This is a genomic window from Pseudoxanthomonas sp. YR558 (genome assembly GCF_900116385.1).
Classification (GTDB): domain Bacteria; phylum Pseudomonadota; class Gammaproteobacteria; order Xanthomonadales; family Xanthomonadaceae; genus Pseudoxanthomonas_A.
In genome coordinates, this window is record NZ_FPCI01000001.1 from 1,374,685 (window position 1) to 1,393,548 (window position 18,864).

Annotated in this window: 13 protein-coding genes; 2 read left to right on the forward strand and 11 right to left on the reverse strand. The window is 68.5% G+C overall.

Annotated elements, in window-relative coordinates; translation table 11 throughout:
- Positions 1-9 precede the first annotated feature (9 nt).
- The 4 genes from BM365_RS06650 to BM365_RS06665 form a co-directional block, all read right to left on the reverse strand.
- Entirely contained in the window at positions 10-2,277 is a 2,268-nt protein-coding gene (locus BM365_RS06650) for an EAL domain-containing protein (protein WP_158253441.1), read from the reverse strand.
- A 151-nt stretch (positions 2,278-2,428) separates the two neighbouring features.
- Entirely contained in the window at positions 2,429-5,017 is a 2,589-nt protein-coding gene (clpB, locus tag BM365_RS06655; RefSeq protein WP_093487678.1) for an ATP-dependent chaperone ClpB, read from the reverse strand.
- A gap of 162 nt (positions 5,018-5,179) precedes the next feature.
- Positions 5,180-6,763 carry a hypothetical protein gene (locus BM365_RS06660; RefSeq protein WP_093487680.1) on the reverse strand — a complete coding sequence of 528 codons (1,584 nt, stop codon included), beginning with the start codon at positions 6,761-6,763 and terminating at the stop codon, positions 5,180-5,182.
- Positions 6,764-6,836: 73 nt separating this feature from the next.
- The gene (locus BM365_RS06665) at positions 6,837-7,313 is read right to left on the reverse strand and encodes a DUF3574 domain-containing protein (RefSeq protein ID WP_093489537.1); all 477 of its coding nucleotides are present in this window, start codon (positions 7,311-7,313) and stop codon (positions 6,837-6,839) included.
- A gap of 330 nt (positions 7,314-7,643) precedes the next feature.
- Between BM365_RS06665 and BM365_RS06670 the strand changes: the two genes are divergently transcribed.
- The gene (locus tag BM365_RS06670) at positions 7,644-10,076 is read left to right on the forward strand and encodes a TonB-dependent receptor plug domain-containing protein (protein ID WP_093487682.1); all 2,433 of its coding nucleotides are present in this window, start codon (positions 7,644-7,646) and stop codon (positions 10,074-10,076) included.
- 289 nt (positions 10,077-10,365) lie between these two features.
- Here BM365_RS06670 and BM365_RS06675 read toward each other — a convergent pair whose 3' ends face one another.
- From BM365_RS06675 to rluD, 4 genes are read right to left on the reverse strand one after another with little or no spacing between them, the layout of a single operon-like run.
- Positions 10,366-10,779 (reverse strand): thiol-disulfide oxidoreductase DCC family protein, encoded by a 414-nt coding sequence (locus BM365_RS06675; RefSeq protein WP_093487684.1) that lies wholly within the window; start codon positions 10,777-10,779, stop codon positions 10,366-10,368.
- Positions 10,769-11,302, reverse strand: coding sequence for a DUF4166 domain-containing protein (locus tag BM365_RS06680; protein WP_158253440.1), 534 nt, complete (start codon positions 11,300-11,302; stop codon positions 10,769-10,771). Before BM365_RS06680 ends, BM365_RS06675 begins: the two co-directional genes overlap by 11 nt.
- Entirely contained in the window at positions 11,287-12,057 is a 771-nt protein-coding gene (gene pgeF / locus BM365_RS06685) for a peptidoglycan editing factor PgeF (RefSeq protein WP_093487688.1), read from the reverse strand. Before pgeF ends, BM365_RS06680 begins: the two co-directional genes overlap by 16 nt.
- Positions 12,054-13,037: a 23S rRNA pseudouridine(1911/1915/1917) synthase RluD gene (gene rluD, locus BM365_RS06690; RefSeq protein ID WP_093487690.1), complete on the reverse strand. Its 984-nt coding sequence runs from the start codon at positions 13,035-13,037 to the stop codon at positions 12,054-12,056. The genes pgeF and rluD overlap by 4 nt, the downstream gene beginning before the upstream one ends.
- A 118-nt stretch (positions 13,038-13,155) precedes the next feature.
- Between rluD and BM365_RS06695 the strand changes: the two genes are divergently transcribed.
- Positions 13,156-14,043: an outer membrane protein assembly factor BamD gene (locus BM365_RS06695; protein WP_093487692.1), complete on the forward strand. Its 888-nt coding sequence runs from the start codon at positions 13,156-13,158 to the stop codon at positions 14,041-14,043.
- 69 nt (positions 14,044-14,112) lie between these two features.
- Here BM365_RS06695 and BM365_RS06700 read toward each other — a convergent pair whose 3' ends face one another.
- The 3 genes from BM365_RS06700 to BM365_RS06710 form a co-directional block, all read right to left on the reverse strand.
- Positions 14,113-15,750, reverse strand: coding sequence for an NAD+ synthase (locus tag BM365_RS06700; RefSeq protein WP_056879630.1), 1,638 nt, complete (start codon positions 15,748-15,750; stop codon positions 14,113-14,115).
- A gap of 133 nt (positions 15,751-15,883) precedes the next feature.
- Positions 15,884-17,674, reverse strand: a complete 1,791-nt coding sequence (locus tag BM365_RS06705) for a phosphoenolpyruvate carboxykinase (GTP) (RefSeq protein ID WP_093487694.1) — start codon at positions 17,672-17,674, stop codon at positions 15,884-15,886.
- 435 nt (positions 17,675-18,109) lie between these two features.
- On the reverse strand, positions 18,110-18,853 hold the full coding sequence (locus BM365_RS06710; RefSeq protein WP_093487696.1) for a helix-turn-helix domain-containing protein: 744 nt from the start codon (positions 18,851-18,853) through the stop codon (positions 18,110-18,112).
- Positions 18,854-18,864 lie beyond the last annotated feature (11 nt).

The window sequence follows — 18,864 nt, forward strand, 5'->3', positions numbered from 1 at the left end:
TCCCGCGGGCTACTCCCCGGACGCGGCCGCCTCGGCCGTGGTTTCGGCGAGCACTTCGGACAACGGTCGCGGCGCGCCGTACAGATAGCCCTGCACGCGCTGCACGCCGATCTTGCGCAGGCAGTATTCGGTGTCTTCGTCTTCGACGAACTCGGCCACGGTCTCCGCACCGAATGCCCTCGCGACGGCCACCGATGCCTGCACCACCGCATAGTCCTTACCCAGCTGCGCCACGTTGCGTACGAACGAGCCGTCGATCTTGATGACGTCCACCGGCAGTTCGCGCAGCCGCGCGAAGCTCTGCATGCCGGTACCGAAGTCGTCGATGGCGATCCGGCAACCCAGCGCACGCAGGTCAGCCAGCAGGTGGCTGGCCGCCGCGGTGTTGGAAATGGCCGCGGTCTCGGTGACCTCGAAGCACAGCGCATTCATCGGCAACGGCGAGCCCGCCAGCAACGTGCGCAGTTCCACCTGGAAGCTCATCGAGGCCAGGCTCTGTCCGGTGAGATTGATCGCGATCTCCCGGCAGTGCGGCAGCGCCGACGGCGACTTGCGCAGCAAGCGGAACAGCGCGCGCACCACCGCCAGGTCGAGCTCGGCGCCACGACCCGCCGCCTCGAGCGGCGCCATGAAGCGGGCCGGCGACATGATCTCGCCGCGTTCGTCCAGCAACCGGCACAGCACCTCGCCGCTCAGCGCGCGCGGATCGGCGTCGCCGCCCGACGCCAGGTCGCGGATCGGCTGGAAGTACAGCACCACGCGTTCGTTGCGCAGGCTGGCTAGCGCTTCGGTGGCATCGTGCAACTGGCGGCGATGCGAACGCCGCATCTGGGTGTCGCCGACATCGCTATAGCGCGGGCGCAGTTCGCCATGGTGGCGCGCCTCGAAGGCGAGGTGCGACGCGGTGACCACGGCATTGTCCACCACGCTCGCCTGGGTGCCGTTGAAGGCGGCCACGCCCAGATACGGCAGCAACCGGATGGGCTGGCCGCCCACATCGATTTCGGCGTGTTCGACGCGCGCCATCACGCGTTCCCACAGATCGGGATCGCCGCCGGGCTTGGGCAGAAGCGCGAACTGGCCGGTGCCCACGTAATAGGTTTCGACCTGGTCCTCCAGCCGGCGAGCCACGGCGTTCATCGCTTGCGCCTGCGTATCCAGGCCGAAGCCCGCCACCAGCGTATCGGTCTGGTCGAGCAGCAGGTAGCCGAGCTCGGTGCGCGACAACGGCTTCGCCACGCGCTCACGCAGCGCCTTGAGGTTGGGCAGGCCGGTGATCTGGTCGCGCAAGGTTTCGGCCGACAGGCGCTCGGCCAACTCGTAGCGGTCGCGATGGGTCAGCCACAGGTACATCATCGCCAGCAGCAGGATGTTCACTTCCAGCGTGATGTGCAGCAGGTTGAAGAAGCCCACCGCGCTGTTGGCGTACTCCGCCGTACCCGCCACCATCCCCACCAACAGCAACAGGGTCAACGACAGCGCTGCCATCGCCCAGCGCGACGACAGCCGCAGCATGCCCCAGCCGAGGACCAGCAACAGGGCGAAGCGGTAGTCCATCAGCACCAGCTCGGGTGCCGCCACGCCGGTGTTGAAGGCGCGGCGCACCAGCACCGCCGCCCACACACTGGCCGCAAGGCCCGCCCCCAATGCGATGGGCCATAACCAGTGCGAGGCCGCATCCATGCGCGGCGCGGGATGCCCGCGTTCACGCCACGCCACCACCAGCGGCAGCGTCACCACGGCCACGCCGAACTGCTTGGCGAAGAACATCTGGAAGACGGTGCTCACCGCCGCAGTGGAGGTGGAGACCGTGGCGATGCTGAAACCCACCAACGCGAGCGCCAGCGGATACAGCAGCAGGCCGATCGCGGCGAAGCGAATCAGGTCGCGCCGTTGCACGCGCTGGCCCGGCTCGCGCGGCCACCCGGTCCAGTGGGCGCAGAGCAGGCTCCAGCCGAATGTGAAGAGGTAGCTGGCGGCACCCCAGGCCAATATCAGACTCGGCTGCCAGGCATCGAAATGGAGCTGGCGCACCGTCCAGCCCGCGAACGTCAGCAGGAAGCATCCGGCGACCACGCGGCGATCGCGCTCGAGCATGGCAATCGCGAGCAGCAGGCCGGCATGAAGGTGGATCAGCGATGCGTCGGACTGCTGTCCGAAAAAGTCGATGCGGTAGCTGACCGGCACCTGCTGCAGCAACAGGCACAGTCCGCCGAGCAACAGCACTCTCGTGCTGACGCCCAGGCCACGCGCCTGGCTGTCGGCGTGGTCACCCATGCATGCGGATCCTGTGTGTTGCCTCCCCCCGGCGCCGTGCATCCTGACACGGAAACGCAAGAGCGGGGAGTGCTGCAGCGCGCCGCAGCCACTTCACGCATTACCCAAGCAGGCCGGCGGACCGTTCGTCGGCCCACCGGTGATCACCGCTTCAGCGTGCTGCGCGATCGAACTGCAGATGTCCGCCCGCGGCATGCACACGCACGCTGTCGCCCGGGCCGAACTCGCCCGACAGGATCTTCTGCGCCAGCGGGTTCTCCAGCTGCGCCTGGATCGCGCGCTTCAACGGGCGCGCGCCATACACCGGGTCGAAGCCCACGTTGCCCAGCAGCATCAGCGCCGAGTCGTCCAGCTCCAGCACGATCTGGCGTTCGGCCAGGCGCTTGGCGAGGTAACGCGTCTGGATACGCGCGATCTCGCGGATCTGCGCCTTGTCGAGCGGATGGAACACGACGATGTCGTCCAGCCGGTTGATGAACTCGGGCCGGAAGTGCGCCTGCACCACGCCCATCACCGCCGCCTTCATCTGCGTGTAGCTCTCGGGCGTGTCGTCCGACAGCTCCTGGATCAGGCTGGAACCCAGGTTGGACGTCATCACGATGACCGTGTTGCGGAAGTCCACCGTGCGCCCCTGCCCGTCGGTCAGGCGACCGTCGTCCAGCACCTGCAGCAGGATGTTGAACACGTCCGGGTGCGCCTTCTCGACCTCATCCAGCAGGATCACGCTGTAGGGACGACGACGCACGGCTTCCGTCAGGTAGCCACCCTCCTCGTAGCCTACGTAGCCCGGGGGTGCACCGACCAGGCGGCTCACCGCATGCTTCTCCATGAACTCGCTCATGTCGATGCGGACCATCGCGTCGCTGCTGTCGAACAGGAACTCGGCCAGCGCTTTGCACAGTTCGGTCTTGCCCACGCCGGTCGGGCCGAGGAACAGGAACGAGCCGCTCGGACGGTCGGGATCGGAAATGCCGGCGCGCGAACGGCGCACCGCGTCGGATACGACCTTGATCGCCTCTTCCTGGCCGATCACGCGGCCGCGCAGCGACTGCTCCATCTGCAGCAGCTTCTCGCGCTCGCCCTCCAGCATCTTGCTGACCGGGATGCCGGTCCAGCGGCTGACGACCTCCGCGATCTCCTCGTCGGTGACCTTGTCCTGCAGCAGGCGGAAGCCCTTCTGCTCGGCCTCCTGCGCGGCCGACAGCTGCTTCTCCAACTCCGGCAGCTGGCCGTACTGCAGCTCGCTCATGCGCGCATAGTCCTGCTTGCGCTGTGCGGCCTCGAGCTCCAGCTTCGCGCGCTCGATCTGCTCCTTGATCTTCGTCGCACCGGTCAGCGTGGCCTTCTCGGCCTTCCAGATTTCCTCGAGATCGTTGAACTCGCGCTGCAGCGATTCGATCTCGGTTTCCAGATCGGCCAGGCGCTGCTTCGACTGCGCGTCCTTCTCCTTCTTCAGCGCCTCGCGCTGGATCTTGAGCTGGATCAGCCGCCGCTCCATCCGGTCCATCTCCTCCGGCTTGGAGTCGATCTCCATGCGGATGCGGCTGGCGGCCTCGTCCATCAGGTCGATGGCCTTGTCCGGCAGCTGGCGGTCGGCGATGTAGCGGTGGCTCAGCTGCGCGGCGGCGACGATGGCCGGGTCGGTGATCTCGACACCGTGGTGCACGGCGTACTTTTCCTTGAGGCCGCGCAGGATGGCGATCGTGTCCTCCACGCTCGGCTCGCCGACGAACACCTTCTGGAAGCGGCGCTCCAGCGCGGCGTCCTTCTCCACGTACTTGCGGTACTCGTCCAGCGTGGTCGCGCCGATGCAGTGCAGTTCGCCGCGCGCCAGCGCGGGCTTCAGCATGTTGCCGGCATCCATCGAGCCCTCGGCCTTGCCCGCGCCGACCATCGTATGCAGCTCGTCGATGAAGAGGATGATCTGGCCTTCGTTCTTGGCCAGGTCGTTCAGCACGCCCTTCAGGCGTTCCTCGAACTCGCCGCGGAACTTGGCACCGGCGATCAGTGCGCCCATGTCGAGCGACAGCACGCGCTTGCCGCGCAGGCCTTCCGGCACCTCGCCGTTGACGATGCGCTGGGCCAGGCCTTCGACGATGGCGGTCTTGCCGACGCCGGGCTCGCCGATCAGCACCGGGTTGTTCTTGGTGCGGCGCTGCAGGACCTGGATGGTGCGGCGGATTTCCTCGTCGCGGCCGATCACCGGGTCCAGCTTGCCGATCTCGGCGCGCTCCGTCAGGTCGATGGTGTACTTCTCCAGCGCCTGACGCTGGTCCTCGGCGTTCTCGGACTGCACCTTCTCGCCGCCCCGCAGGCGCTCGATGGCGGCGCGCAGTTTCTGCTTGTCGGCGCCGCTGGCCTTCAGCTCCTGGCCCGCGGCACCGCTGTCGTCCAGCGCGGCCAGCAGGAACCATTCGCTGGCGATGTAGGTATCGCCGCTGTCCTGCGCCAGCTTGTCGGTCACGTTGAGCAAGCGCGCCAGGTCGTTGCCGATGGACAAGTTGCCGGCCTGGCCGGTCACCTTGGGCAGCTTGTCGAGCGCTTCGCCCAGCCGCTCGCGCAGCACGGGCACGTTGACGCCGGCCTGCGACAGCAGCGGGCGCGTGCTGCCGCCCTGCTGCTCGAGCAGCGCGGTGAGCACGTGCACCGGTTCGATCATGGTGTGGTCGCGGCCCACGGCCAGCGACTGCGCGTCGGCCAGCGCCTGCTGGAAACGCGAGGTAAGTTTGTCCATCCGCATCGGAAGAACCTCAGGGGAAGTGGGGGCCGGCGAACGCCAGCCGATGCTACCCAGATGCGGTTAAGCGCCGGTGTTTCAAGACCTGCTGAGACCCGGATTCACGTAGGGTGGGCCTTGGCCCACCGTCTGCGCGCCTTTCGAACCGGCGGGCCAAGGCCCGCCCTACGGCTTCTTCTGCAGGGACAGCAGACCCAGCAACACCGCCAGCGCGGCATACGCGCCCGCGAACTGCCACAGGATGGTCGCGCGCAGGCCTTCGACGTCCCACGGCAGGTAGATGCCGCCGCGCGGATCGACCGAGTGGATGATGCCGAACAACGTCAGCACCGCGCCGACCAGCAGCGCGACGACCGCACGGCCGTTGCGGCCGTCGATCATCGCCACCAGCGCGGTGGTCCAGATCATCGCGGTGATGATGAAGCCGTTGCCCAGGGTGACGATGGTGGCCAGGTCCGGCAGCCCGTGCCCGTCGACGCCTTCGTACAGGCCGGCGAAGTGGTCGGGCGCGATCCACGCCGGGTTGCCGAACTTGATCGTCAGCAGATACGCCACCGACGGCAGGAAGCCCAGCGCCACGGCGATGGCGTGCTTGCGCGGGGTTTCCGTGAACGCCTGCACGGTGATGTCCAGGCCCACGTAGACGATGATCGGCGCCAGCACCGCCACCGGCAGCCACTGCACTAGGCCCGACACGTAGCCGAGCACACCGCCGAGGCCGATGAAGATTCCCGTCAGCAGCGTGTAGCCCTTGCGCGCGCCCATGTGCTTGTACGCGGGCTGACCGATGTACGGCGTGGTCTGCGCGACGCCGCCGCAGACGCCGGCGACCAGCGTGGAGACCGCTTCGGCCAGCAGCACGTCGCGCGTGCGGTAGTCGTCGCCCGCGGCGCGCGCGCTCTCGCTGACGTTGATGCCGCCGACGACCATTAACAGGCCGAACGGCAATAGCAGCGGGAGATACGGCACGGTGTAGGCCAACCCATCGAGCCAGCCCAGCGTGGGCAGCGGCAGCGTCAGCGCGAGCGGCACCGCATCGGGCACCTTGAAGCCGGGCGCGCCCAGGCCGGCGAGACCCAGGCCGTAGTACAGCGCGGTGCCGACGATGAAGGCCAGCAGCACGCCGGGCAGCTTCACCGGCAGCTTGCCCTTCGCCACCAGCACATACAGCAGCAGCCCGAAGGTGACGAAACCGACGATGGGCTGGCGCAGCGTTTCGATCAGCGGCAGGAAGCCGAGCAGCGTCAGCGCCGCGCCCCCGATCGACCCCAGCAGGCCTGCACGCGGCACCGCGCGCGTGACCGCATCGCCGAAGAACGAGAGCACCAGCTTCAACACGCCCATCACCACCAGCGCGGCCATGCCGAGTTGCCAGGTGGCGGTGGCCGCGGCCTGCTCGTCCATGCCCGCCTGCTTGAAGCCGATGAAGGCCGGGCCCAGCACCAGCAGCGCCATGCCGATGCTGGTCGGCGCATCCAGGCCCAGCGGCATCGCGGTGACGTCGTCGCGGCCGGTCTTCGTCGCCAGGCGATGCGCCATCCACGTGTAGATCAGGTTGCCGACCAGCACGCCCAGCGCGGTGCCCGGGAACATGCGGGTGAACACCACCTCGGCCGGGAACTGGAAGATGCCGATCAGCGCGGCGGCGATGAAACCGAGGATGGACAGGTTGTCCACCACCAGGCCGAAGAAGCCATTGAGGTCGCCGGGTACGAACCAGCGGCGCACGGAAGAAGCCGATGCGGTCATGGAGTCGGGAATCAGTGGGGAGGGCGGGAGACCGCCAGCATAAGCGCCCGCGCGACCGGCGGGCGCACCGGGTTCAGAACGATACGTCCACCGCGTGGCGCGACCACAGCACCGACTGGTGACCGGTCGCTTGCTTCCACGCCAGACGGATCGCCTCGATGTCGGCGCGGCGCTGCGGCGTGTCCTCGTGCAGTATCACCAGCACCTTGGTCTTCAGGCGGTTCGGTTCGCCCGCACCGCGGAACAGCCACTGGCCGTACGCGTCGAAGACGGTCAGGCCATCCGGGAAGCGCGTCGTCACTTCCTTGTCCAGGAAGGCGCGCCAGGTCTCCTCGGTGATCGCCTCCGCCTGCGGGCGATCGGCGGGACCTTCCTCCTTGCCCACGCCGAAGTACAGCTCGCTGCGTACCCAGCCCGCGGCCTGCGCGGGACGCAGGGCATCGCCCTGCAACGACGATGTGGTCGCCGACGGTGCATCGGCACTGCGCACGCTGGCGCAGCCGGACACGGCGAGCAACGCGGTGGCCAGCAAGATACTTCTCAACAGCATGGGGAACTCCTGTGGGGACGCGTACTGTCGGCGGACATCATCGCGCATCGAAATAACCGCTGGGAATGACGACATGGGATCACGCCATGGTCGACGACGGTCATGAACGAGAACCGGCGCGGTATGGTGCGGTCACCCCGGCGCCGTCCACAGACCGGGAACGACGACCCCCACGACACCTCTTGTCCCGATGCCGATCGCACGACCCGCAGCCGCCCGCGTCCCTCCTGGTCTCTCCCCCCGCGGGACCGGCGGCTGCGGCTGTCGTTGCCGCTGACCGCATCCGTCGTCTTCGCCTCTTTTCCGCAAGCCAGCCCCCCAGGAGTTTCCATGCCCCGCCTGACCGTGGCGCCGCTCGGCGCCGCCATCGCGTTCGCGCTCGCCCTTCCCGCCTTTGCCCAACAGGCGCCCGCCGATGGCACCACCGACCTCGATGCGGTGATCGTCACCGGCACTCGCGCCAGCGACCGCACGGCGCTGGAATCCACCTCGCCGATCGACGTGCTCACCGCCGAGGACATCCGCAAGGCCGGCGTGCTCAACGGCGAACTCGGCAGCGCGCTGCAGGCACTGCTGCCTTCGTTCAACTTCCCGCGCCAGTCCAACTCCGGCGGCGCCGACCATGTGCGCGCCGCGCAGCTGCGCGGCCTCGCACCGGACCAGGTGCTGGTGCTGGTCAACGGCAAGCGCCGCCACACCACCGCGCTGGTGACGACAGGCTCGAAGATCGGCCGCGGCACCACGCCGGTCGACTTCAACGCGATCCCGGTGAGCGCGATCAAGCGCATCGAAGTGCTGCGCGACGGCGCGGGTGCGCAATATGGCTCGGACGCGGTGGCCGGCGTGGTCAACATCATCCTCGACGACGCCCCCGAAGGCGGCGCCTGGGAAGCGAGCTTCGGCCTGCACCACACCGACGTGGAGCCGATCGGCCAGACGCTCACCGATGGCCAGACCAGCTTCCTCTCGGGCAAGGTCGGCACCGCCGTCGGCGACGGCGGCTTCTTCCGCGTGGGTTTCGAACTGAAGAACCGCGAGGCCACCAACCGCGCCGGTTTCGACCAGGTGCCGCCGTGGGACCAGACGCCGGCGAACCTCGCCGTGCAGGGCCAGCGCAACTACCACCTGGGCGACGGCGCTTCGAAGGACCTCAACGCCTGGATCAACACCGGCATTCCGCTGGGCGAGGCGGCGGAGTTCTACCTGTTCGGCACCTACAACAAGCGCGACACCGTCGGCGCGAACTACTTCCGCTATCCGGACGGCGTGTCGAACTGGCCGGAGGTCTATCCGAACGGCTACCGCCCCGTGTCGCTGGGCGAGAACCAGGACGTGGCTGCGGTCGGCGGCGTACGCGGGCAATGGGGCGACTGGACTTACGACGCCAGCCTCAACCGTGGCAGCAACAGCTTCACCTACCGCCTGCGCGATTCGCTCAATGCGTCGCTCGGCCCGACCAGCCCCACCCGCTTCAAGACCGGCGACTACGAGTCCACGCAGACGCTGGCGAACCTCGACCTGAGCCGCGGCTTCGATCGCGGCACCGCCAGCCACGACCTCGCGTTCGGTGCGGAATTCCGCCTCGAGGAATACGAAACCGGCGCCGGCGATCCCGCCAGCTATGCGGCCGGCCCGTACACCGACCGGCCGACGGGTTCGCAGGCCGGCGGTGGCCTGACGCCGCAGGACGTGGCCGACCTCGACCGCGATGTCGCCAGCGTCTATGCCGCCCTGTCCAGCCGCTTCGGCGAGAAACTGACCACCGATGTCGCGGTGCGCTACGAGCACTACAGCGATTTCGGCGGCGAACTGACCGGCAAGCTGGCGGCCCGCTACGAATTCGCGCCGGCATTCGCATTGCGCGGCGCGCTGTCGAACAACTTCCGCGCGCCCTCGCTCGCCCAGATCGGCTACGAGTCCACCTCCACCGGCTACAACGCGGCCGGGCAGCTGACCCAGGGCCGCCTGCTGTCGGTCAACAATCCGATCGCGCGCGCCCTCGGCGCGCAGGACCTGGATCCGGAAAAGTCGATCAACGCCAGCCTCGGCTTCACCAGCCGGATCGGCGAGCACTTCGATCTGTCGCTGGACGTGTTCCATATCGAGATCGACGACCGCGTCGCGCTGTCGGAGAGCATCACCGGCGACGCGCTGACCGACTTCATCGATGCGGAATTCGGCGTGCCCGGCGTGCAGAGCGTCAGCTACTTCACCAACGCCGCCGATACCCGCACCCAGGGCGTGGAACTGGTGACGAACTGGCGACAGGCCCTGGCCGGCGGCAACCTGCTGCTGACCGGTACCTACAGCTACGCGAAGACCGAGCTGAAGAACCTCGTCGCCACGCCCGCACAGTTGCTGGCGCTGGACCCGGATTACGTGTTGTTCGGCGTCGAAGAAAGCAACACGCTGACCGATGCCGCCCCGCGCACCCGCGCGCAGTTCACCGCGAACTGGGACAGCGAGCGCTGGAACCTGCTGGGCCGCGTGAGTCGTCACGGCAGCGCCAAGCGCGTGTTCAACTTCGGCGGAGGCTTCGAGCCCGAACAGACCTACGGCGCCGAGTGGCAGCTCGACGCGGAAGTCGAATACAAGGTCTCCTCGAAGTGGAGCGTGGCGCTCGGCGGCCTCAACCTGACCGATGAGTATCCGGACCTGTCGAACGAAGACATCTACTACTTCGGCAACCTGCCCTACGACGTGCTGTCGCCCATCGGCAGCAACGGCGCGTACTACTACACCCGGGTGCGCTACACCTTCTGACATCCACATGCATCGCCGCCTCCGCAGGGGGCGGCCACCTACTGATCGGACGGGCGCCGCGGCACGGGAACGGGCGGGCAACCGTCGCGCGGAGCGGCTGGCTGGCCAGCTGCGCGCCGGCGCCCGGACGGTCAGACCGCGCCTCGCTGTATCACAGCGCCGCCGAACAGGAACGCGTCGCCACGCGCCCGGATGGTGAACTGCGTGGACACCGCTTTGCAGCGAAGCATGAAGACCCTCGCGTGACGCAACGGGCCATCCCATACAACGGTCGCGACTCACGTCGCTCCTACAGGAAGCGTGCACGCTCCTCGTCGGTCGGCACATGGCACGTCGTCCTTCCGAACCAGCCATACCGGTTCCGCGCCACCCAGCGGTACAGCGGATCGCGCACGACGCGCGGCACCACCGCCATCGCGCCCGCCAGCCGCCACGCGCCGCCCAATCCCATCAGCACGCGACGGATCGCGTCGCTGTCGGTCCATGCCTGCGCGCCGTCCACCAGCAGGAACGATGCCGGATCGTCGGGATCGAGACCATGCATCGCCAGCAGCGCGCGACCCGCGTCGGTCTGCATCGCGGCGAACCGGTAACGCCCGACGCGATCGTGCTTCAGCAGGAAGCGCACCCAGCCGTTGCACAGCACGCAGACGCCATCGAAGACGATGACCGGGCCATCATCGGTGCGGCGCTCACCCGACATCGAGCCACCCGCGGTAGTGCACCAGCAAACCGGCAAGCGGCAACGACGCCCAGACGTCGAACCGGTAGCGCGCGTCCTCGGCCGATTCGCGCGCGCCCACACCGTCAAACCAGCGCGCCGGCAACGACACGCCCAACACGCGGACCCGCACGATCCGCCACGCGATGGCACCGTCCACGGCCTCGAGCGCGAAGCCGAACGTCGCCAGGCCCAACCGCTCGCACAGCACGTCACCGTCGCGCCACAGCCGCGACGGCATGGCGCGCCCGCCGATGAAGCGGGTCCAGCGTTCGTGGCCGGGCGACGCGTCGATCTCGACGCACAACGGGCCAGCGCCCGCGGGTGGCAGGTGCGTGGCAGCGGCAATGAGTCGGGACAGCACGCCGGATCCGCGTTCGACCCGCACCTCGCCTGCGAGGCGCTGCAGGCCCTGTGCCGCGTGCAGTGCGCGCACGGACGCCGGCAGCGCAGCGAACGCCGGCCCCAGCAATGCCGCGAACAGCGGGCTTACGGCTGCATCCACGCCAGGGTGGCGATACGGCCACTGCGGCCGTCGCGGCGGTGGGAGAAGAAGCGGTCCGGTTCGCTGATCGTGCAGAGATCACCGCCGTGGATGTCATCGGCCGACAGGCCGCGCGCGACCAGGCGGCGGCGCGCGAGCGCGGGCAGATCGGCCAGCCAGTGACCGGGGCGCGTGGGCGCGAATGCCGCCGCGGCGTCGGCATCCTGGGTGACGAAGGCGTCGAAGACATTCTCGCCGACTTCGTAGCGCTGCGGTCCGGCCGCCGGGCCAATCCATGCGATCACGTCCGCGGGCGGGGTGCGCATCGCGGCGAGCGTCGCTTCGAGCATGCCCTTGGACAGGCCCGGCCAGCCTGCATGCGCGGCGGCGATCTCGCGGCCGTCCTTCGCCGCGAACACCACGGGCAGGCAATCGGCCGTCAGGATGGCGAGCACCACGCCGGGCACCGAGGTCACCAGCGCATCGGCGACGGGCTCCGGTGCGGCGGGGTCGGCAGGCGCGTCCACGCGCACGACATCCGTGCCATGCACCTGCTTCAACCAGTGCGGCGCGGAAGGCAGCCCGGCCAGCTCGGCCAGTTGCGCGCGGTTGCGGGCCACCACCGCCGGGTCATCGCCATCGGCCGCGTACTTGTTGCCCAGGTTGAAGTGGTCGAACGGCGCCTGCGACATGCCCGCGCCATGGCGCTGCGTGGTGAAGGCGTGCACCCCCGCCGGTGCGGGCCAGTCGGCCGCGACGGCGGGTGCGCGATTCACTTGCGTTGCGCCTGGGTGTCCGCGCGCAGCGCCGCCAGCAGGGCCACCATGTCGGCCGGCACCGACGCGGTGACGCGCACCGGTTCGCCGCTGATCGGATGGGCGAACTCCAGCGTCTCGGCGTGCAGGGCCTGCCGGCGGAAGCCGCGCAGCACCGCCACCAGGTCCTCGCTGGCACCCTTCGGCAGGCGCAGCGGCCCGCCGTACAGCGGATCGCCGACGATCGGGTACTTGATATGGGCCATGTGCACGCGGATCTGGTGGGTGCGGCCCGTCTCCAGGCGGCACTCCAGCGCGGTGTGCGCACGGAAGCGTTCGCGCAGGCGGTAGTGGGTGACGGCATCACGGCCATCGTCGCGCACGGCCATCTTCAGGCGGTCCCGCGGGTGGCGGTCGATCGGCGCATCGGCCGTGCCGCCGGAGACCATCGCGCCGACCACGATGGCGAGGTACTGGCGGTGCACGTCGCGCGAGGCGAGCTGGGCCACCAGCGAGGTGTGCGCCGGCAAGGTGCGCGCCACCACCATGACGCCGGAGGTGTCCTTGTCGAGCCGGTGCACGATGCCCGCCCGCGGCAGCGCCGACAGCGAGGGGTCGCGGAACAGCAGCGCGTTGACCAGCGTGCCGTTCGGATTGCCGGCACCGGGGTGCACCACCAGACCGGCGGGCTTGTCCAATACGAAGACGTGCTCGTCCTCGTACAGGATGTCCAGCGGGATGTCTTCCGGCTCGGCGTGGGTCTGGGTATCCAGCACCACGTCCAGGCTGGCGGTTTCACCGCCACGCACGGGGTCGCGCGGGCGCACGACCTGGCCGTCCAGCAGCGCATTGCCGGACTTGATCCACTCGGTCAGGCGCGAACGGGAAAACTCGGGGAACAGTTCCGCCAGGGCAGCATCGAAGCGGCGGCCGGCGGCGCTGGCGGGCACGATGGCCGTGCGGGGGGAGTCGGGGGTGTCGGGAGAGTCGGTGTCGGTCATGCGGGGGAGCGTCCAGGGAAGCCTCGGCTTCGGTCCTATTGGCCGAATGTTCATGGCGAGGGCGGCGCCTAGGCTATCATCGACGGCCTGTTTCCCTGCCGCGGCCTGCCGCCAGCCCATGACCCAGCGTGCCCTTCCCCGCTCCGCCCGCCTCTCCGCACCTGCCCGCCTCGCCCTGCTGGCGCTGGTGATCGCCTTCACCGGGACCGGCTGCGGCAAGATCTTTAAGAAGAAGGAAGCACCTGAGAACCAGCCGGTCGAGGTGATGTACCAGGAAGCCCACCAGGCCATGAAGGTGAACAACTGGGACCGCGGCGTCGTCCGTTTCCGCCAGTTGATCGCGCAATACCCGTATGGCCCATACACCGAGCAGGCGCTGATGGAAACCGCCTACGCCGAGTACAAGTCCGGCAAGCTCGACGACACGGTCACCACGATCGACCGCTTCATCCGCACCTATCCCACGCATCGCAACATTCCCTACATGTACTACCTGCGCGGGCTGGCCAACTCCAACCGCGACACGGTGTTCCTGCAGAGGGTCTGGCGCCTGGACGCCAGCCGCCGCGACCTGGCCACGCCGATGCAGGGTTACAGCGACTTCAATACCGTCGCCGAGCGTTACCCGAACAGCCGCTACGCTGCCGATGCGCGCAACCGCATGGTCGAGCTGCGCAATCAGTTCGCCCTGCATGAGCTGGACACGGCCATCTACTACCTGCGCCGCGACGCCTGGGTCTCCGCCGCCAGCCGTGCCAAGTACCTGCTGGAAACCTACCCGCAGAGCGCCTACCAGAACGACGCCGTCGCCGTGCTGGCCGAGGCGTATACCCAACTGGGCAATGAGGCGCTGGCCGCCGACGCCAAGCGCGTGCTGCAACTCAACGACCCGCAGCACCCGTGGCTGACCGGCGATTTCCCGAAGTACCCGTGGATGGTCCGCCGCCTGAATCCGTTCGCCGGCGAGAAATCCAGCAACACCGTCGACAAGCGCAACAAGGACTGACCGCCTCGCGGTTGGGCACGAAAAAGGGCCGCAAGGCCCTTTTTCTTTTCCTGCGGAACCGGCGTCCGGCTACAGCGCGTACTTGTTCGTGATCGGATAGCGGCGCTCGCGGCCGAATGCGCGGCGCGAGACCTTCGGTCCGGGCGCGGCCTGGTGGCGCTTCCACTCGTTGATGCGCACCAGCCGCAGCATGCGGTCCACGGTGGCGGCATCGAAGCCGGCGGCGACGATCTCGTCGCGCGACTGCTCCAGGTCCACGTAGCGGAACAGGATCGCGTCCAGCACGTCGTACGGCGGCAGCGAGTCCTGGTCCTTCTGGTTTTCACGCAGCTCCGCGGACGGCGGACGGTCGATGACGGCCGGCGGGATCACCGGTGCGCCGCCCACCGTGTTGCGCCAGCGCGCCAGCGCGAACACCTCGGTCTTGTACAGGTCCTTGATCGGCGCATAGCCGCCGCACATGTCGCCGTAGATCGTCGCGTAGCCCACCGCGTATTCGCTCTTGTTGCCGGTGGTCAGCAGCAGGCCGCCGAACTTGTTGCTCAGCGCCATTAGGATCACGCCCCTGCTGCGCGACTGCAGGTTCTCCTCGGTGGTGTCGGCAGGCTTGTCGCCGAAGATCGGGCCCAGCGCGTCGAGGAAGCCCTTGAACGGCGCTTCGATCGAGATCGCTTCCAGCCTCACGCCCATCGCCGCGCATTGCTCAGCGGCCAGGTCGTTGGACAGGCCGGCCGTGTAGCGCGACGGCAACCGCACCGCGGTGACGTTCTCCGCGCCCAGCGCGTCCACCGCCAGCGCCAGCACGATGGCCGAATCGATGCCGCCGGACAGGCCCAGCCACACCTTCGAGAACCCGTTCTTGCCGCAGTAGTCGCGGATGCCGCGCACGATCGCGCGCCACGCCAGCGCATCGCGGCTCTCGTCGCCGTCGTCCATCCACACCACCGGACTGAACGCACGCGTGGCCACGTCGAAGTCGACGACCAGCCACTGGTCGGTGAAGGCCGCCGCGGCCGGATGCACGGTGCCGTCGCCGTTGGCGACCACGGAGGCACCGTCGAACACCACCGCATCCTGCCCGCCGACCACGTTGAGGTACGCCAGCGCCATGCCGGTCTCGCGCGTGCGCTCGGCGATCAGCGCATCGCGCTGCGCATGCTTGTCGCGGTCGAACGGCGACGCATTGGGCACCAGCGTCAGCACGGCGCCCGCCTCGGCGGTGTCGGCCAGCGGCTCGGGGAACCAGAGGTCTTCGCAGATCACCAGGCCCAGCGACACGCCGTTCACCTCGAAGGTACAGGCGCCGCCATCCGGGTCCACGTCGAAGTAGCGGCGCTCGTCGAACACCGCGTAGTTGGGCAGTTCGCGCTTGCGGTAGGTGGCCTCGACCGCGCCGTCGCGTAGCACGCTGGCCGCGTTGTACACCACGCTGCCCGCGCTCTGCGGCCAGCCCACCACGGCGACGATGCCGTGCGTGGTCGCGGCGATCTCCCGCAACGCCGTTTCGCAGTCGGCCAGGAAGCGCGGCCGCAGCAGCAGGTCTTCCGGCGGATAGCCACTGACCGCCAACTCGGGGAACAGCACCACGTCGGCCCCGTACTCGTCGCGCGCCTCGGCGATCATGCGGCGGATGCTCTCGCTGTTCTGCGCGACCGCGCCGACCGGGAAATCGAACTGCGCCATCGCGATGCGGAGGGTCTGGGTCATGTCGGCCTTCGGTGGGAGCGAACCCGCCCATTATCCCAGACCCCGCGCACCGGGCGGGCGCGCATAAAAAAGCCCCGCGGCGTCCGAGACGCGCGCGGGGCTGCGCAGGCAACAGGATGCGCGAGGCGGGGAATCAGTGGGCCAGGCGGGCGGCGATGCGCTGCTGCTCGTCCTTCAGCGCCTGCGGGGTGCGGGCGCCGAATTCCTCGAGGTAGTCGCCGATGCCGGCGAACTCCGCCTGCCAGCCGGCGCGGTCGAAGCCGAACAGCAGGTCGTGCGCTTCATCGCTCAGCGCCACGCCTTCCAGGTTCAGGTCCTCGGCGCGCGGCAGGTGGCCGATCGGGGTTTCCACCGCGTCGGCCTTGCCCTCGACGCGCTGGATCATCCACTCCAGCACGCGCAGGTTTTCGCCGAAGCCGGGCCACAGGAACTTGCCGTCGCCGCCCTTGCGGAACCAGTTCACGTGGAAAATCTTGGGCAGCTTCGCGCCGGCCTGGTCGAACGACAGCCAGTGGGCGAAGTAGTCGGCGAAGTTGTAGCCGCAGAACGGCTTCATCGCCATCGGGTCGCGGCGCATCACGCCGACCGCGCCGGTCGCGGCGGCCGTGGTTTCCGAGCCCATCGCCGCGCCGACCAGCACGCCGTGCGTCCAGTCGCGCGCTTCGAACACCAGCGGCACCAGCGAGGCGCGGCGGCCGCCGAAGACGATGGCGCTGATCGGCACGCCCTGCGGATCCTCGGCCTTGGTCGAGTAGCTCGGGCACTGGCGTGCGGACACGGTGAAGCGCGAGTTGGGGTGCGCGGCCGGGCCGTTGGCCGGATCGAACTTGCGGCCCTGCCAGTCCAGCGCCGGCGTGCGCGTGTCCAGGCCTTCCCACCACGGCTCCTGCTCGTCGGTGACGGCGACGTTGGTGAAGATGGTGTGGTGGCTGATGGTGGCCAGCGCGTTCGGGTTGGAACTGTCGGAGGTGCCCGGCGCCACGCCGAAGAAACCGGCTTCCGGATTGATCGCATACAGGCGGCCATCGGCACCGGGGCGCATCCAGCAGATGTCGTCGCCGACGGTCCATACCTTCCAGCCGGCCTGGCGATAGCCTTCCGGCGGAATCAGCATGGCCAGGTTGGTCTTGCCGCACGCCGACGGGAACGCGGCGGCGATGTAATGCGTTTCGCCCTGCGGGTTCTCGATGCCGACGATCAGCATGTGCTCGGCCAGCCAGCCTTCATGGCGCGCCTGGTGCGAGGCGATGCGCAGGGCGTGGCACTTCTTGCCCAGCAGCGCGTTGCCGCCATAGCCGGAGCCGAAGCTCTTGATGGTCAGCTCGTCGGGGAAATGCATGATGAAGCGGCGGTCCGGGTCGAGTTCGCCGGTGGAGTGCAGGCCTTTCACGAACGCACCTTCGCGCTCGATCCGCGCCAGCGCCGGTGCGCCCATGCGGGTCATGATGCGCATGTTCGCCACCACGTACGGCGAATCGGTGATCTCCACACCGCAGCGCGAGAGCGGCGAATCGATCGGGCCCATGCAGTACGGGATCACGTACAGCGTGCGTCCGCGCATGCAGCCGGCGAACAGCGCGTCCATCTTCGCGTGCGCCTCGGCCGGAGCCATCCAGTGGTTGTTGGGGCCGGCATCGTCGGGCTGCGCGGTGCAGACGAAAGTCAGGTGTTCGACGCGTGCCACGTCGCTCGGGCTGGAACGGTGCAGCCAGCTGTGCGGGTGGGTTTCGGGGTTCAACGGCAGCAGGGTGCCGTCGGCCAGCATCTGCTTCGTCAGCAGCGCGTTCTCGGCATCGCTGCCATCGCACCAGTGAATGTGGTCGGGGTGGGTGAGCGCGGCGACCTCGGCGACCCAGGCGTTCAACGCGGCCAGCGAACTGCCCGGAAATTCGTTGCGTTTGAAAACATCGACCGCTGCGTTCATGCGCCACCCTCGAAAAGTCAGACCAAAATGATACCAATGTCTTGTCCCGCTGACGAGGAGAACGCGGGCGAGGTCGGCGGACGGTCAGCCGATGGCCGGGACGGGGTCGGCGAGTCACCACAGCCCGATGATGGACGCGCCGATCTCACGCAGGAAAGAGAATTGCGGGAGCTGGGGCTCGGAGCCCCATCGATGGGGCTCGGAATGCCATCGATCGCTTTCGGCGGGCCATCGATCGGGCTCGGAATGCCATCGATCGCTTTCGGAGGGCCATCGATCGGGCTCAGAAAGCCATCGATCGCTTTCCGGAAGCCATCGATCGCGCTCGGAATGCCATCGATCGCTTTCCGGAAGCCATCAATGGAGCTCAGAGGGCCATCGATGGCATTCCGAGCCCGACGGTCGGCCCTCGGAGCCCGATCTCCGCCGCGCCGCTCAGGCCTCGCGCGAACGGCGGTACGGGTTGAACAGCTGCAGCAGCCAGGGTTTCTGCGCCAGCACCAGGCTGACACCCACCCGGTCTTCGGCCGGCAGGGTGGCGTCGCGGGCCAGCAGGGCGTCGAACTCGCGCGCCACTTCTTCCAGCCGCTGGCGCAGTTGCTTCACGCCGTCGATGCTCAGGCTGCCGCTGAGCAGCAGCAGCGCGTCCTGCTCGCCGTCGAAGGCGTCGGCGAAGTAATCCGACAGCAAGGTGTGGCGGAAGTAGCGCTCCATCGGCCCGTCCGCGCGCCAGCGGAAGTTGCGCGCGGTCAGCGCGCGGCCGCGGTTGCCCGGCATCAGCTCGATGATGCCCAGCCGGTCCAGCTTCACCAGCAATCCGGTCCACTGCGCCGGGGTGAAGCCGAAGTGGCCCATCACGTCATCCTCGCGCCAGCGGTTGAGGGTGAGGAACAGGGCGAGCAGCAGGGTGGGCTCGTCAACCAGCGCCTGCTCCTGCGCTTCGCTCAGCAAGGCCATCGCTTTGCGCCCGCGCGAGGCTTCGGCGCTGAGCTCGGCCAGGCCGACGTCGAGCACCTCGCAGATCTGCTCCAGCCGCTGCAGGCTCATCGCCCGCCGCGAGAACATGCGCTTGACCGCCGCTTCGCTCATCCGGATGCGGACGGCCAGCTCCCGATAGGTCAGGTTCTGCGCGCGCAGGCAACGCTTCAGTGCATCAATTAGGTCCACCGAGACGGCCATCGGTAGCGCAT

What these genes read in the sequence shown, in the direction of transcription:
- BM365_RS06650 (WP_158253441.1), bottom strand. Translation starts at nt 2,277, where the DNA reads ATGGGTGACCACGCCGACAGCCAGGCGCGTGGCCTGGGCGTCAGCACG.
- clpB (WP_093487678.1), bottom strand. Translation starts at nt 5,017, where the DNA reads ATGCGGATGGACAAACTTACCTCGCGTTTCCAGCAGGCGCTGGCCGAC.
- BM365_RS06660 (WP_093487680.1), bottom strand. Translation starts at nt 6,763, where the DNA reads ATGACCGCATCGGCTTCTTCCGTGCGCCGCTGGTTCGTACCCGGCGAC.
- BM365_RS06665 (WP_093489537.1), bottom strand. Translation starts at nt 7,313, where the DNA reads ATGCTGTTGAGAAGTATCTTGCTGGCCACCGCGTTGCTCGCCGTGTCC.
- BM365_RS06670 (WP_093487682.1), top strand. Translation starts at nt 7,644, where the DNA reads ATGCCCCGCCTGACCGTGGCGCCGCTCGGCGCCGCCATCGCGTTCGCG.
- BM365_RS06675 (WP_093487684.1), bottom strand. Translation starts at nt 10,779, where the DNA reads ATGTCGGGTGAGCGCCGCACCGATGATGGCCCGGTCATCGTCTTCGAT.
- rluD (WP_093487690.1), bottom strand. Translation starts at nt 13,037, where the DNA reads ATGACCGACACCGACTCTCCCGACACCCCCGACTCCCCCCGCACGGCC.
- BM365_RS06695 (WP_093487692.1), top strand. Translation starts at nt 13,156, where the DNA reads ATGACCCAGCGTGCCCTTCCCCGCTCCGCCCGCCTCTCCGCACCTGCC.
- BM365_RS06700 (WP_056879630.1), bottom strand. Translation starts at nt 15,750, where the DNA reads ATGACCCAGACCCTCCGCATCGCGATGGCGCAGTTCGATTTCCCGGTC.
- BM365_RS06705 (WP_093487694.1), bottom strand. Translation starts at nt 17,674, where the DNA reads ATGAACGCAGCGGTCGATGTTTTCAAACGCAACGAATTTCCGGGCAGT.
- BM365_RS06710 (WP_093487696.1), bottom strand. Translation starts at nt 18,853, where the DNA reads ATGGCCGTCTCGGTGGACCTAATTGATGCACTGAAGCGTTGCCTGCGC.